This window comes from Myxosarcina sp. GI1, assembly GCF_000756305.1.
Taxonomy (GTDB): domain Bacteria; phylum Cyanobacteriota; class Cyanobacteriia; order Cyanobacteriales; family Xenococcaceae; genus Myxosarcina.
Map to the genome: position 1 here is coordinate 210,718 of NZ_JRFE01000017.1, position 15,737 is coordinate 226,454.

Annotated in this window: 11 protein-coding genes; 2 read left to right on the forward strand and 9 right to left on the reverse strand. The window is 41.6% G+C overall.

Features of this window, described 5'->3' with window-relative positions:
* Positions 1 to 30 precede the first annotated feature (30 nt).
* Positions 31 to 177, forward strand: coding sequence for a hypothetical protein (locus KV40_RS34905; protein WP_156114035.1), 147 nt, complete (start codon positions 31 to 33; stop codon positions 175 to 177).
* Between the two features lie 13 nt (positions 178 to 190).
* Here KV40_RS34905 and KV40_RS13815 read toward each other — a convergent pair whose 3' ends face one another.
* The 6 genes from KV40_RS13815 to KV40_RS13840 all read right to left on the reverse strand — a co-directional run bounded on the left by KV40_RS13815 (position 191) and on the right by KV40_RS13840 (position 9,615).
* The gene (locus tag KV40_RS13815; RefSeq protein ID WP_036482400.1) at positions 191 to 1,591 is read right to left on the reverse strand and encodes a sodium/proline symporter; all 1,401 of its coding nucleotides are present in this window, start codon (positions 1,589 to 1,591) and stop codon (positions 191 to 193) included.
* A 120-nt stretch (positions 1,592 to 1,711) separates the two neighbouring features.
* Positions 1,712 to 2,764 carry a methyltransferase gene (locus KV40_RS13820; RefSeq protein ID WP_036482403.1) on the reverse strand — a complete coding sequence of 351 codons (1,053 nt, stop codon included), beginning with the start codon at positions 2,762 to 2,764 and terminating at the stop codon, positions 1,712 to 1,714.
* Between the two features lie 101 nt (positions 2,765 to 2,865).
* On the reverse strand, positions 2,866 to 4,227 hold the full coding sequence (locus KV40_RS13825) for an ATP-grasp domain-containing protein (RefSeq protein ID WP_036482405.1): 1,362 nt from the start codon (positions 4,225 to 4,227) through the stop codon (positions 2,866 to 2,868).
* A 166-nt stretch (positions 4,228 to 4,393) separates the two neighbouring features.
* On the reverse strand, positions 4,394 to 5,224 hold the full coding sequence (locus tag KV40_RS13830) for an O-methyltransferase (RefSeq protein ID WP_253274259.1): 831 nt from the start codon (positions 5,222 to 5,224) through the stop codon (positions 4,394 to 4,396).
* A gap of 2 nt (positions 5,225 to 5,226) precedes the next feature.
* Positions 5,227 to 6,471, reverse strand: coding sequence for a sedoheptulose 7-phosphate cyclase (locus KV40_RS13835; RefSeq protein WP_036482409.1), 1,245 nt, complete (start codon positions 6,469 to 6,471; stop codon positions 5,227 to 5,229).
* An 894-nt stretch (positions 6,472 to 7,365) separates the two neighbouring features.
* On the reverse strand, positions 7,366 to 9,615 hold the full coding sequence (locus KV40_RS13840; RefSeq protein ID WP_036482411.1) for a glycoside hydrolase: 2,250 nt from the start codon (positions 9,613 to 9,615) through the stop codon (positions 7,366 to 7,368).
* Between the two features lie 163 nt (positions 9,616 to 9,778).
* Here KV40_RS13840 and KV40_RS13845 point away from each other — a divergent pair, with 163 nt between their 5' ends.
* A complete protein-coding gene (locus KV40_RS13845; protein ID WP_036482413.1) occupies positions 9,779 to 10,657 on the forward strand; it encodes a shikimate dehydrogenase in 879 nt (292 codons plus the stop codon).
* Between the two features lie 235 nt (positions 10,658 to 10,892).
* Here the strand turns inward: KV40_RS13845 and KV40_RS13850 are convergent, their stop codons facing one another.
* The 3 genes from KV40_RS13850 to KV40_RS13860 all read right to left on the reverse strand — a co-directional run bounded on the left by KV40_RS13850 (position 10,893) and on the right by KV40_RS13860 (position 15,627).
* Positions 10,893 to 11,426 (reverse strand): transposase, encoded by a 534-nt coding sequence (locus KV40_RS13850; RefSeq protein WP_052055627.1) that lies wholly within the window; start codon positions 11,424 to 11,426, stop codon positions 10,893 to 10,895.
* 444 nt (positions 11,427 to 11,870) lie between these two features.
* The gene (locus KV40_RS13855; protein ID WP_036482416.1) at positions 11,871 to 13,001 is read right to left on the reverse strand and encodes a geranylgeranyl reductase family protein; all 1,131 of its coding nucleotides are present in this window, start codon (positions 12,999 to 13,001) and stop codon (positions 11,871 to 11,873) included.
* Positions 13,002 to 13,209: 208 nt separating this feature from the next.
* Positions 13,210 to 15,627: a sucrose synthase gene (locus KV40_RS13860; protein ID WP_036482419.1), complete on the reverse strand. Its 2,418-nt coding sequence runs from the start codon at positions 15,625 to 15,627 to the stop codon at positions 13,210 to 13,212.
* Between the last annotated feature and the right edge of the window lie 110 nt (positions 15,628 to 15,737).

Here is a 15,737-nt window from a genome sequence, read left to right on the forward strand (position 1 = left end):
AGACAATCATGTCAAATTCTATCGATGTAAATGATAACAACATCGTTTTCACTTTTAAAAAAACAGAAATATACCTTCAAAGAATTGCTAAAAGAAACAAATAGTAAGAATTTTGATAAAGAATACGATCGCGAAGAACCAGTAGGTGAAGAAGTTTGGTGGCAAAAATTTTTCTAAGCAAAAATTTACTCTACTCTCTTTGCATTTTAGAGCCTAAAAACAGACTCGCCACAGCATAAACTAAAAATCCTATTGCCATCCCTGGTAAAACTTCGTACATCGCACCTGATAAGCCTAAAACCGATTTCCAAACTAAAGCACCTGCAATTCCTGCTATCATTACGGCGATCGCCACAGGTGTAGTTATCGGTTTTTCAAACACTCGTATAATCAATAAAACTCCCAAACCAGAAGCCAAAATCGACCAGGCGAAGGTAATTAGATTAAATACGCTGTCGTTATTAATTAGCGCGATCGCTAAAACAATAGCCGTAACTATTAAAGTGCCAATTTTAGCGTAGCGATAGGATTTAGCCAACCCTGGGAACAAATCTTGAGTTAAAGCTGCCGAACAGGATAAGATTTGCGAATCGGCAGTAGAAATAGTTGCCGCAAACAAACCCGCTAGCATTACTCCTACCAAAACTCCTGGTAATAAGTCTACAGAGAGATCGAGTAGTGCTAATTCTGGATCGTTAATATTTGGTAACAAGACTCTACCTGTCAAACCAATAGCTATAGCCGTAAAAGCGGTGATTATGCCGCAAATAGTCCTAATATCTCGCGCTTTGCCCATATTATTAGCAGAATCGATCGCCATTGCCCGAACTAAAATATGAGGTTGTCCCACCGCGCCAAATCCTGCTATCAGCCAGCCGATGAAAAAGGGCAAAAATCCCCAGGCCAAATCGGAAGGAAATAAGCTGACCAGATTTGCATCTATCTGTCCTAAATTGCTATATATATTTGCAACTCCACCGCCTTCTACAATAGTCACCACAAACAAAATCAGCAACGCAGCGATCATCACTATCGTCTGCACGGCATCAGTCCAAATCGAGGCGCGAATTCCGCCAGAAAAGCAGTAAGCGACGACAACAACCGCGCCAATAATAATTCCCCAAGAGTAATTCCAACCAAACAGGCTGTTGAGGGCTTTACTTCCTGCCAGTAGTTGCGCTGCGGCATACGAACCCAAAAAAGCAATGGTAATTAAAGCCGAAACAATCGCAATCCAGCGATAGCCCTGCTGTTTCTGTGCCAGAAAAGCAGGAACGGTTTCTGAATTAGAAGTTTCAGAAACTAGGCGCAATCGTTTAAAAACCAGTAGCCAAGAGAAATAATCGCCAATTGCCCAACCTATCGCCAACCAAATCGCCGATAAACCCTGAGTATAGGCATATCCTACCTGTCCCGTAAACAAAAAGGCACTTTGACCAGTCGACAGTGCTGATAGTGCCACCAGCCAGGGATTGACCTTTCTGCCAGCTAGTAAATAGTCAGCAGTTGTATCTTGCTTTTGAGTTACCGAGTAGATACCCACTACGGTAAACAACAGCAAAAAAGCGATAAAAGTAAGAGCGATCGACATTGTTAGAAAGGAAGAAGGAAGAGGGAAGAGGGAAGAGGGAAGAGGGAAGAAGATGTTGTAGCTTAATTTAACAACTATTTTCTTCTTTCTTATTTTCTTGTCTCACAACGAGTTAATGGTTTACTGTTTGCTAAATTCCATACCCGAAAGACTATTATCGGTTTTGATTACTTTTTCTAATTTAAAACCGCTTTGCTCGAACAACTCTTGAAATTGCTTTTTGGTACGCCAGCCACCGCCAGGAGTAGCGACGTTAATTTGTACGGCAAAAATCCCAGGCATAATGCCATCGGCTTCCACTTTAGGTTCGTCGATATCGGGAACAAAAGACTGTAATAAAATTACTCTACCGTGTGCTGGTAGGGCGCGTTTGCAGTTTTCCAAAATTTTTAAAGCGTCTTCATCGTTCCAAGCCGAGATAAAGTGCTTCATGACAATCGCATCCGCACCTTGAGGTATTTCCTCAAACACATCTCCTACTTTAATTTCAATGGCATCGGGATCTAGTCCCTGCTTGGCAATATAAGCTTTAGCGGTTTCTGCTACATAAGGCACGTCGAATAAAATTCCCTTGCAGCCATAACGCTTGACAATGTGAGAAATTAATCCACCCTGTCCGCCACCGACATCCATAACCGTATCGTATTGGCTAAAGTCATAGGCATCGAGCAAACCGCCGACTTGCGAATTAGTTAAAAAGCTCATCGCCTTAATAAAGGTGTCGCCACTCCATTCATTATCGCGACAATAGTCGTAAACTCCTTTGCCGTTGGCGAGTTCAAAAGGAACTACCCCTTGCTTTAAACCTTCTGGCAAACTTCGCCAGGCATCCCACTGGGCGGGTTCGATGAGGTGCATTGCCAAATGTCCTGCCGAAGGTTCTTTATTAGTTACCAATAAGGACGATACTTCCGTAGGTGCGAAAACTCTTTCTGGCTTTTCTTCTAGAACGTCGACATGAGCTAAGGCGCGGAGAATAAAGTAAAGTCTTTCTGCATTAGTATCGGTTTTGCTAGCCAGACTTTCTACGCTTTGTTCTCCTTCATTGTCAAGGATATTGAAGATACCCAAGCGAGTAGCGACATAAAGACATTTGCTTTTAACAAAAGTTAACATTAAATCGAAAACTTTTTGTTTGGCTGCGGTTTTGGAGTTAGATACAGTCGATACCATTATTTATTTTTGTTAGTAGTTAGTAGTTAATAGTTAGTAGTCAAGCAACAGTTCAACCATCGACTTAAAAATTATTTCGTTTTAACCTTGTTTGACAAAATTTAGTCTCCGCCTAGTTCGACTAATTTACCGATGTTAAAGTCAATTTTGACCCAACCTTTGAGGCGGCGGAGGTTATCTAAAAGTAACAGGGGAATCTGCCAGTTATGAAGCATTAAGAAAGGCAACGGATCGTCTAGATCTAAAATTGCGTCCGTACCCGTCGTCACTTTATGCCACCAGGCTTTTAGTTCGGACAAAGAGCTTATTCCAGTCAGTCGCCACAACTCATGATATGTCCAGTAGGTTGGTTTGCTGTCAGGTAAGGGAGTAATCGGTTCTTCTCCAGGTTCGCCATCAGTCAAATAAGCTTTAGCTACTCCAGGATGGTCGTGAAACATGGTAATAGCCGAATGCAGACGGGGATTGCACTCAATGGGATAAACCTTGCCATCTGCTGCTTGAATTACGTCAAAACAAACCTGTCCTGTTAAGTTGAGTTCGCTGACAAACTTTTCTACCCACTGATAGATAGCGGGGTTATCTACTTGTTGGTAATTGATTTGAAAGGGAGAAGATTCGGAACAGCAGTGCAGTCTAATTTTGCCATTGCGTACGGTAGCGTGAAAGCAATATTCTTTACCGCGAATAAACTCTTGCATTACCCAAGGTTTATCTTCACTAATAGGTAAGTTTCTAACAAAACCTTCCATTCCCTCAAAGGGCAATCTAGTTAGATCGAGGCGCAGCACCGAATCGTAAGGAATACTTTTAAGAATATATCTGCTACCATCGCTGTCAAAATCAAAATCGAGAATCTGTTGCGGATCGCTAATGCGAAATACTTTAGGTGCGGACAAACCAAGTTCGCGAGCTTTAGAACAAAAGGCATATTTGTCATCCAAAATCTCGGTTAATTCTGGATCGAGATGAATGGCTTGGCAATATGGTTCTAAAGTTTTTTTGGCTAAAGAATCGTAATAACTAGCGATGGGGCTGGAAACGGGAATAAACAGATCGATATTATTTTGTTTGACTATTTTTAGTAATGCCTGACAATAGCCTTCTGGGTCTTGTTCGGGCACTGGTACAGTATAAAAGCCTTTAACCGCACGTGAAAAGCGATGTCCCGACAGCCAATATTTATGGGTTTCGACTAAAAATACTGCGTGTCCGTCGCGATGAAAAAAGCGGGCTAGCTGTAAGGCTTTAGTCATCTTGGCACCAGTAATCAAAATTCTTTTCTTCTCGTTAGTGCCAATGTTTCTGCGGCGAAACGGAGTGGTAAAGATACTCCAAATTAAAGATAAAAAAACTACTGCTAGATTAAAGGGAAGTAAGAGTAATAATAAGAACAAAGTGCCAAGGTTCTTGACTATTGCCGAAGCTGTCCCCTGTCCCGAAACAAATAGTATTTGTGCCATATTTTTAACAAAATAGGAAGCAGAAAGTAAAGAGCAGGATAAAGAGAGCGGATTTTTTTCTGTTACCCTGGCTCTTTATTTTGTGGTACTTACCAACGGTCAGAGCAGGCTCTGTCAATCGCTGAAGCAATTCGCCTTCGCATTGCGAAGTCGGCGGAGTAATCTCTTACTTGCGTTTGATGATGGTCAATCCGTCACGCAAAGGAATCATGACTTGTTCGACACGCGGATCTTCAGCGACAAAACGATTAAAACGAGCGATCGCTTTGCCGTTAGTGGTTTGCTTGTCTGCTGATAGATATGGTTGTCCTTGCAGTAGGGTATTGTCTACGCAGATAAAACCATCGGGAGCGAGCAATTTGGTATCTAAGAGCAGACGAAAATAGTCGATATATTCGCTTTTATCTGCATCTATAAACACTAAATCAAATGACTCACCTCTTTCTAGCAATTGCTGCATGGTTTCTAAGGCTGGTGCTACCTCGACCTTAATCTTTTCTCCATGAGGAGAAGCAGCAAAGCAGTCGATCGCAAATTTTGCTACATAGTCGTCAACTTCACAAGCTACTACATAACCATCATCAGGGAGAGCTTCAGCGATCGCCAGAGCGGAATAGCCCGTAAACATCCCTACTTCTAAGACGCGTTTGGATTTGGTAAGGGATACCAGCATTTTCAGCATTTGCCCCTCAATATGTCCCGACAGCATCTCTTGTTCTAAAGCGCGTACCGTCGCACCGTCACTAAAGTGTTTGCTCCAGTCCTCTTGTTGAGTTTTCTGAGATAAGTTAGCTAAAGCTTCAGATTCGGGAGTAGTGCAGTCTTCCAGATAGGGGTCGATACCTGCGGCTAGATGATATGCTTGGATTAAGGATGTCTTGAGTTCGGTGGAAACCGTTTCGGTTTCTGCTAACTTGAGGATTTGTTCTAGCTGCTGGACGAGAATTCCTAAAGGAGTAACTGGTCTAGCAGTTTTTTTTGCTGCTGTACTCACCACAATTAAATGCTCCCTGCTAATTCTAATTCTGCATCTTCTTTACCTTCGTTCATGTACACTTGCGTACCTAACCCTGCATCGGGATAGTCAGCGCAAATGCGTCTGTGTTCGGCTAAGGCTTCTTCTAACTCTTCTTTAGACAGATCGTTAATAAAGTAACAAGTACCAATGGGTTTTGGTACTGCCGCTCTCAACAAACCATCTCTAGTTTGAGTTATCGACTCGCTGGCTTTCCACAACAGATCGATGTCTAATAAGGGATTGTCTAAAGCCAAACCAATATTATTCATTGTCTGGAGGATGCGATCGCGTTCTGCTTCGGTAATATAGCCGCGTCTTGCTGCGATCGTAGCCGACAGTGCCATGTCGATATTAACCGCATGACCGTGATATAAAGGTACTTCGGGAGTAAGCTCTACAGTAGGACTCCAGGTATGTCCGTAAGCAATTACCCGATCTAAATCGAGTTCGTGTAAGTTAGGTGCTTCCAACTCCAGCATTTTTTTAATTGCTTTGTAGGTTACTTTGCGTCCGATTTCTTTAATCTCTTCATCACCATTGAGATAGCCAAAGCGAGTCTCTAGTAGTCGTTTGCCATATTTTTCCAATAGCTCGAATACTTCATTATGAGAGACTACGGCAATCTTGACTAACTCTGCCATACCGTTACGTACCTGAGCGGTAGGTAAGGTGCGTAAGAAAGAAAAGTCTAAGATTACTTGCTTCGAGGCATGATAAGCACCGAGGCGATTTTTGAGTTTTTTGTGGTTGACTGCCACTTTAATGGCAACGCTGGCATCCACCAAACCTATCATGGTTGTAGGAATGCGAATATAGTTGCTGCTACGACGATATGCCGCACAGGCAAAACCCGCTACGTCGGTAATCAAACCACCGCCAACTACCAAAACTGGCTCTTTACGTACCAAACCAAAATCGGCAAAAGCATCGACAATTTTTTCTAATGTCCGCATACTTTTATCGAGTTCGGTAATGATGATGGGGAATACCTTTAGTTCGATGTCGTAATGCTGAAAGTAAGCATCGATCTCTTTTTTATAGAGCTGATACACGTTGGCATCTACTACCATTAAACAGCGTCCGAACTTACGATAGCTTTCGGCTATTTCCGTATTTTCTACTTTGAATACTCCTTCTACAAACAGAAGATCGTACTCAATCTTTTCATAACCTTCTACGCGAAAGTTATTGTCTGTAGCTACAAACTTGGCTTCAATTTGACTCATTACTTTCTCGAAATAAACACAACTAAACTTACTACAAAATTATTTTGCAGATTTAACTTTCACTAGCGTGCTTGCGTAGATTTTATTTGCTGTAGTCGTAACAATAAATACATTGTTTCAACATAGGTACAAATTTTTGCGGCATTAAAAATATAACCATTAGCATTAATGGCAATATCTCTGACTGCATATCTAGCAGCTCGCTGGTTTCCAATTTTTAGCCGAGCGTTTTTCCCTGCGACACATAAATATGGGGGTTGCCTGGCTAAATTTTAAAAAATAATTATCCTCAAAAAAGTACTGTTGTTAAGCTTTTTAGCTTGTTAAATTTTTCGATCCCGATATATTTAAGCATATTTCCCTTACCATGAGTATCTGCACATAGTCATAGTTGAAAAAAATACTCCTCGAGTTAAGACTAATCATTTAATCGGCTAAAAGCTTGGGAAAAAAATGACTTACTTTTGTTGATTTACTATTTTATTAAAGCAAGTTTACACAATAGAGTCTATCACTAATTATTAAAAAAATGTAAAAAAATGTAAAAAAAATCCTTATATTCGAATTTTTGCTTAATATTTATCTCAAGTCAGTTGACAAATATTCAAAAACATTATAAAAAACTTTTTTTATAAAAGCGAGGCGAACAGAATAACTGAGATCGAATGGTAACAGAGCGCTCTTTAACTCAAATGCAAACACCACTAACCACTAAAGTATTAAAGTAAGCCTAATGCCTATAGTTAAATTAAGTTAAGATTGACTTATTTATCTATTCTTTAAAATCTTTAAAAAATAAAAATATCAAAAGGCGTGTTTGACAATCAAGCGAGGGCTAGAGAGAAAAACACACCTCATATTTTTATTTATTGCTATTACCAGCTAAAAAGCAGGCTATGGAGCTTGCAAGGTCACTAAATTATTTTCTGGCACATAGCTGCGGTACTCACCACGCTCGGCAAAAACAGCAAGAATATGTAGGGGATAGTCTGGTTCGATGTGCAAATCTGCCCAGGGAACGGCAATTTCTAAGCATTTATCAAACACTGCTTCGGCACGACACGCACGAGTATGCCAGGTATAATGTTCTTCGGCTTCTTCTAACCAAACCGACTCGGTAATTAGATTGATTCCCAGATGATGGTGAAACTGATAATTTAATGGTGCTTCGTCGGGTAAACCAGACAGAGAAGCGGGGCTATTGTGTTTGATTACATTAGGATAATACCAGAATAAATGCAGTTCTCCTGGTAAATCTTCCCCAGGTTTAACACCAGATTTAAAATCGAGACGGAAATAAAAGTTGCGGTGATCCAAACCGTAAAAAAGTCGCTGCACTGTGCTGCTGCGGTGCATAGTGCCTCTAGCACCACCAATTTCGATTCTACCCGCTCTGTCCCAATCTTGCTCGTCTCCGTTCCCGTTAATAATTGGATGAATGTAGCTTAAAGGCTGGCGATCGCCTCTAGCTTCATGAACATCTACTGACTGATATAAATTTTTGGGAATTGGTTCATTCAAAGCGCGATAGATGGCGCAGATATGTTCGCGGAACAGGCGATCGAACATGGCATCTTGATTGGAAGAATGTCCTTCACCAAACCACCAGAACCAATCCGAACCTTCAGCAGCATACAAAGCCTCCCAGACTTCGGGGTTGTTTTCTTCTGTAGCTTCGGGATGTTGTGCTAATACTTCTCTAGCAGCAGTTAACAAGTCCCAGGCACGATTTTTGACAGGATCGCCAATCCAGGTAGTAAAGTTGCCATCTACCCAGGAACCGCTATGTAGTCCCTCGGCAGGAATAGTTGCACTAGGGGGAAACTGTTCGATAAATTCGTTGACGGTTACTAACTTGATGTCTTCATCTTTGCTCAGACGTTCGTACAGAGCTTCTAAAAAAGGTATGCCGTCGCGCTGATAGTATTCCCAGCAGTTTTCGCCATCGAGAGCAATGGTTACTAGCCAGGGTTGTTCTAAAGCGGCTTCGGGATTACCTTGATGGGATTTTAGCGATCGCGCAATCGCATCCAAATGACCGATTAAATCCGATGCGGCATGACGGGGATTCATACCGCTATAGGTAAAGCCAACTAAATCTGACAGACGATGATCGCGGAACACAATTGACAAATCGCCGTGTTCGGTTTCCAAGCGATAGGGACGATAGAGTAGTTCTGGTTCGTAAACGTTACCTGCTTCGTCGCGATGGAAGAAGTGCTTGATACTCCAACCGAGTACGGCTTCGTCGGAACAAATCCACTTAAAACCCTGCTTGCTAATGTAGGGCAATATTGTCGGACTGACAGATTGTTCTGAGGGCCATAGCCCATATGGTTCTCGGTTGAATCTCTGTAAATACATATCCCAGGCTTTGCTGAGATGACGGGGTATATCTTCTTCCCACTGAAAACGCATCTGCGGCAACGCCATTTCGGGTACTGCTACGCGACCAGAATTAGTATCGGCAAGTAGAGGTAAAATCGGATGGGTGTAGGGAGTTGTGGTAACTTCCAGCTGTCCTGCATCCTGCATTTTTTTGTGTTGGGGAATGATGCGACGAATAATTTCTTTTTGTTTGGAATAAATACGCTGGCGATCGCTTAAAGTAAAATCTTTGCCTTTTTTCAACCAGGCGGCAATTTCTCGGTCGTCCCAAAATAACGGATCGATCCAAGCTAGATTATGCCACGCTAACAAGTCGCTATAGTCCCGACCTTTCCAGTTTTCCAGACACCAGGGTTTCCCTTTTTCCTGTCGCTGTTGATAGAGTTGGTTATAGCGAGGATGGGGTTCTACTAAGGTGTGGTAGTAGCCATCAAAAAAATGCTCGATGATATACTGCTTTTGTTCGATTGTAAGCTTTGCTACTGGGGTTAAAGCCAAAGCTAAATAGGGATCGATCGCCTCACCTGCGGCATAGTCTTCTAGCTGCAAGATTAAAGAGGGAACCAGGTTTACGGTTTGATGCAGCTTTGGATAGCGTTCCAGCAGCAAGACTAAATCGAGATAATCTTTAGTTCCGTGTAAGCGCACCCAGGGCAAACGATATTGTCCCCAAGAGTCTGTGCCTACTGCTTCGCGTGATTTATAAAGGGGTTGATGTTGATGCCAAATAAAAGCGACATAGAGAGGATGGGACATTGATCGGTGTTAGCTGTAAATTGTCAATTATGGGTCTTTATCATTAGCTATGATAGTTTCGATCTGGGAAAAGAAACCAACATAGTTGTTCCCTGAGTTCGATCGCCTAAAAATGTTACCAATATTTTAGTTCGATCGCTTTATTTTTACTGTTTTAAGATACATGAGTATAAAACAATCGATCGCAGGAACCACCCAACTGTTAGGAGTAATTGGCGATCCAGTCAAACATTCTTGTTCGCCAGTAATGCACAATGCGGCGATCGCGCAGTTGGGATTGGACTATGTTTATCTACCTCTACCAGTAAAAGCAATAGATTTACAGACAGCATTAGCAGGATTTGCGGCGATCGATCTAGTTGGGTTTAATATCACTATTCCCCACAAAACAGCAGTGATGCCTTTGCTCTATGAAATCTCTCCTACTGCTAAAAAAGTAGGTGCGGTTAATACCGTCTGGCGTACTGAAACAGGTTGGAGCGGTACCAATACCGATGTCACTGGCTTTATCGCTCCTTTAAAAGCTATGTCGCGAGATTGGAGCAATGTTAATCCTGTAGTTATAGGTAATGGCGGTGCGGCTAGAGCGGTAATAGTAGGTCTTGCAGAACTCGGTTGCCCAGAAATTCACGTCGTGGGGCGCAATTATCAAAAATTGGCGCAATTTTATCAAAGTTGGCAGAATATACCCGAAATTAGTTCTATTTTAAAAATTCATTACTTAGATAATTTAAATATTTTAATTCCTGCTGCCGATCTGTTGATTAACACAACACCAGTAGGTATGTCTCCTAATGTAGATAATTCACCCGTAGATGCTATAGCAATGAAGAAGTTAAAACCAGATGCGATCGCCTACGACCTGATTTATAATCCTAGTCCGACCAAGTTTTTACAGCTTGCCAAAGATAATGGTGCAGTTTCGATCGATGGGCTAGAAATGCTGGTTATGCAAGGAGCGGCAGCTTTAGAGATTTGGCTACAGCAACCCGTACCAGTAGAAGTGATGCGCCAGACACTGAGAGAGGCGATTTATTCGTAGAGGTAAACTTTAGGTAATTTGTCAAATTTTTTTAAGTTATTAGTCATTAGGGTGGGCAAAATTAGTAGGGTAGGCAAATAATTATCAGAGTTAATTATCGTTTCAGGGATAACTCTTTGCCCACCAAATCAACCAATCATCGACATTAAATTTTAATTGCGGTGGGCATTAAGAAAATTATGCGTCACGTTTCAAGTAGTTAGTAATGCCCACCCTACCCATCAATAATCCATGTTTAAACGGAAAAGCGATCGCAAACACAACCCCAATTCGCTGGATATCTGCCTCGTTTTACCCAGCGATCAAAGCTAGAATATTGCCACAAATGAGGACAAGAAACCAATTTATGTTTGACGGGATTATTATGAATGTAATCTAAATGTTTTTGCAGATCTGTTTCATCGGCGATCGCATGTTCCCAAAACCTACGTTGCCAGACATCACTTTCGCGATGTTTGTGACGAGATGCCGAAAGTTCGAGATTTGAAAAGTTTTTAGCTTTGTAAGCACGAGTAAATAAAACTTTCATTCTCGATATTCGTTGAGAATAATCAGCATCGTCAGGAGGTAATTGCCACAGGAAATGTAGATGGTCTGGCAAAATTACCGCCGCTAATATTTTGAAAGGTTTTTTATCCTTAATTTTAGCGATTGCCATACGTAAAATTTCAATGTTTTGAGGATCTTTAAACAAAGGTCGGCGACAATAAGTAACTATAGTAAAGAAATAGGTGCCACCTGGAATATACAGTCTTCGATAGTTGGGCATTATGATTGGGTATAGCGATCACTTCAATTAGAGAATGCCCTATGGGGTAAATATTTTTACATCTCTCGAACCTGAAGCCTCGACCATGCCTTGTAGCCTTGTAGGGTGGGCAAACAATCAGCAGAGTCAATTATCGCTTGGGGATAACTCTTTGCCCACCAAATAACCGATTGTTAGCATTAAAATGCGATCGCGGTAAGCATCAGATGATTATTCGTCACCTTTAAAGTGTTTGACAATGCCTACCCTACGGTGATGCTGTGGGGTTAAATTAATTTTTTAAAATTTTATAAAAAAAGGTGGGCAATGTAGCTCTACAGTAAAATCTCTATTGAATGTTGCGAGCGTTTGCCCACCCTACAAAGATGCGATCTCTTTATTATCAAAATTATGACCGTTCAATTTCGAGCTACCACTTGCTACTTGCTACTCGCTACTTTTTATTTACCCCAAACCAGGAATAAATCTCAATTTTTTAGTTGCGATCGCCGCAACTTCAGAATAGGTTAATTCACCGCAGAGAATTCTACCCATCAATTGCCCCGCACTAGAGCGTTTCAAACCTAGTTTGTATGCTAGTTTGGGTGCTTTATAAAAGATATTGGCTAAAAACTGTGCTTTACCCAGATCCGAACTCCATTCTTGCTTAATAGTTTCGCTATACTGCGCCAAAGCTTCAGCATCACCAGCTAAGGCTTTATCGATTGCCTCGGCAGCAGCAACACCCGTAAACATCGCGGGGCGAATTCCCTCCCCAATTAACGGATCGACAATACCAGCAGCTTCACCAATAATTAAGGCGCGCTCGCTATGTAAGGGGCGATCTTCTTGCCACAGATTAATTTCGTGTTCGCGATATTCAGCATTTGATGTATCTAAGTCAAACTTGGCAGCATAGTTATTAAGCTGCTGTTTGAGTTCTTCGGGTTTGCCCTGGCGATCGCGCACAAATGCCGCGCTAAAGGTATAGCCATCGGCTTTGGGAAAACACCACATAAAACCATTTTTTAGCGAACCAAAGTCAAAAAACGCCATATCCGAACGGCGATCGCTCACTTCCCCTGAAACTTCCAAACTGGCAGCAGGAACTTTTTGCGCCGCAGCATAACCCAACCATTCTGCAACTTTACTATTAGCACCGTCAGCAGCAATCAAATACTTAGCCGAGAAATTGCCATTGCTAGTGCTAACCTGCCAACTATCTCCCTGTAACTCAATTCCTGTTACTTCCAAATTGTCTTTAAACTCAACGCCCTTTTCTTTAGCGCGATCGATTAAAAAGTTATCGAACTTATCGCGCTGTACCATCCACATGGGGCTAATGTTTCTTAGCTGTATTTCCATTGGATCGTCCATTTTCCAGGTGTATTTCACCTTAGAAACGGTACGCTCGATAACGGGAGCAAAATCAAAATCAAATAACTTGGCGATCGCAGGAGAAACACCACCACCACAGGATTTATTACGGGGAAAAGCAGCTTTGTCAATTACTAAAACCGAATGCTGTTTTTGCGCCAGTTGATAAGCCGCACTCGCTCCAGCAGGACCAGCACCAACAATAATACAGTCAAACATAATTTAATCTACCTCACTTGAAAATTGCCTAATACCGCCCTACTGTCTTATCACTAAAATGAACAAAAGTCGTAAAATAAGTCAGCCATTCAGCAATGAACAGAGAACAATGAACAATGAACATTGAGCACTACAGACGATAAATGTTAAATGATAATTGCTCATTGTCTTTTGCCTGTTCCCTAAAGCCTAAAGCTTAAAGCCTTCTTTACCGTTGCCAATGTTCTTCTAACAACGCCTTAGCTCTTGGTTTGTAAATTAGATAAAATAGCGATTCGATATAGCGCAGTAAGTCTTCGCGTTTTTCGCTAGAGGTAAAGTTCCAAAAGCCGTAAATTCGAGCCAGAGATAGTAAGCGACTGGTATGAATTTTCCAGGTATAGGTGCTGTAAACTCGTTCCATCCCTTTATCCGAAATCTGCTGCCAATAGCTGGGATCGCGATCGCATTTGCTAATAAAATCAAGCAGTTTTTGAGCGGTTTCCTTTAAATTGGTAGGATTGATATAATATCCGTTAACTGTGTCTTGAATAATTTCTAGAGGTCCACCAAACTGGGTGCCAAAAGTAGGTAAACCAGAAATCATTGCTTCGAGAATAGTCAAACCAAACGCTTCAAACAAAGCAGGCTGGACGAAAATCCCCTGGCGATCGGCAATTACCCGATAAATTTCTCCCGAATCGACTTTGGGCAGACGAATACCCAACCAGCGTATTTTGCTATAGAGGTCGTACCGCTCGATAATGCGATACATCTTTTCAATTTCTTCTCGTTCTTCGTTGTCCGTCGAACCAGAAGTGTGAATTTTACCCGCAACCAAAATTAAATTACAGCGTTCCTGTAGTTCTGGTGATTGACCGAAACATTCTGCCAAACCCGTAAGATTTTTGATGCGGTCTAGTCGCGCCATCGAAAATAGTGGACGGCGGTTGGGATTTTCGAGTTTGCCATAGATAAACTCTGGGTCTTCGGCAGTAAATAACAGTTCTTCTAGCTTCTCGATCTTATTAGGTACGCGGTCTTCATGTCGCGTATAGGGAAAATAGACGTTTTCGTTAACTCCCGGGGGAACGACATTAAACTTTGGCGAAAATAATTCGATCCCGTTGACTACGTGGTAGAGGTCGGGCATGGTCAGATTTTCATAAGATTCGTATTGTCCGACGCTATCGGGTCTACCGACAATTTCTTGATAGGTACTGCTAACGATACAGTTAGCGGCATTCATGGCGATAATATCGGCAGTAAACTGGAGAGAAAAATGATAGGTGCTTTCTAAATCCTGCCAGTAAAGGTTACTAAACAAATATTTCGATTTTTCTAAAGCATGAGCGACATTAAATTGAGTAACTTTTAATCTTCTCGCCAACAAAAATGCCACCAAATTGCCATCGGAATAGTTGCCTACAATTAAATCTGGGCTAGATTGAAACTCGGCAAAAAGTTCTTTTTCGGCATCGATCGCATAAGTCTCTAAATAAGGATATATTTCAAACCGCGAAATCCAGTTTTGGGTCATGTTGGGGTTAAATTCGCGGAAGGGAACGCGCAAAATCCAGGCGTTATCGGTGCCGTGTACTTTTTCTAACCTTTCGTTACAGCGAGTGCCGTCATTATTGGGTATCAAACGCGAGAGAATAATTACTTTAGGTTTAACTTTAAAACTATCCAAGCCAGCCAGGGTAATATCTTCCTTTAGCTGTTTTTCTAAGCTTCGAGCCTGGTCTAAAACGTATACAACCTGTCCCCCCGTATCAGGACGACCCAATACACCTTCTTGAGCAAACCAGCCGTGAATTGACACTAAAACGATACGGAAGATCATTGGAATGCGTGAGAGAAAAGCTTCCAAAACGCGATCGTCTGGAGAGTCGATCAGTTCGTCTAAAATTTCTAAAGTTTCTCTAACTCGTCCTGCGGTATTACCCCATCCAGGTTCAAAACCCAAGTTTTGCAGATCGAAGTGAAATTCTTCAAAAGGTTTATCGCTTGGTAATTCACCAACAAAGTTTAAAGCCTGCTTGACGCGATCGGATAGCTGGTGGCGATTGGCAATCCTACCATTGATCAATAGAGTAACGCCATTGTATCTATGAATATGAAGAAAATTATACAGAGCCTCTAGCCACTGGTTCGGGTCTTGAAAGAGTTTGCTGGATAAAAAACGATTGAGATACTGCAACCCTTTACCAATGTTTTTAGAGTCGCGAATAATTGGCGAATAATCGTAAAAAGGTTGAAAGTCAATTTCAAAAACATCACCTTCTTCAGGATGATGGCGACCTACAAAGCGATCGCGTATGTCTAATAGCTGAGGGATTGAGATCGGTTCGACAGTCAGATCGTCAAAAATGCGATAGGCTTCTTGTTGGGCGATTTTGGGTCTGATAATCAGGCAAATGCTTTCTTCATCTAAAATAATTTCCTGAGTGTAATAAATTAACTTACCCAGGCGCGAACTAGACTCAAATTGCGGATCGTCTTTTTGCTGACAAAATTTATGAAAAGCATTCAGAATATCGTTACGCAATAAATATCTTTTGTCGGAAGCTTCCAATTCGCTAATAAATTCGCGCAGATCGCTTTTTTCTGCTGAATTGAGTACCGCCTCAATCGTGTAAGACATATAGTTGTAGACTCTCCAGATAGCTATTAGTTACTTAATATTTAGGCAAAATCCCATTATCGCCTTTAATCGTAGAGTCGATCGCAGCGATTTTTATATTCTTGAATACA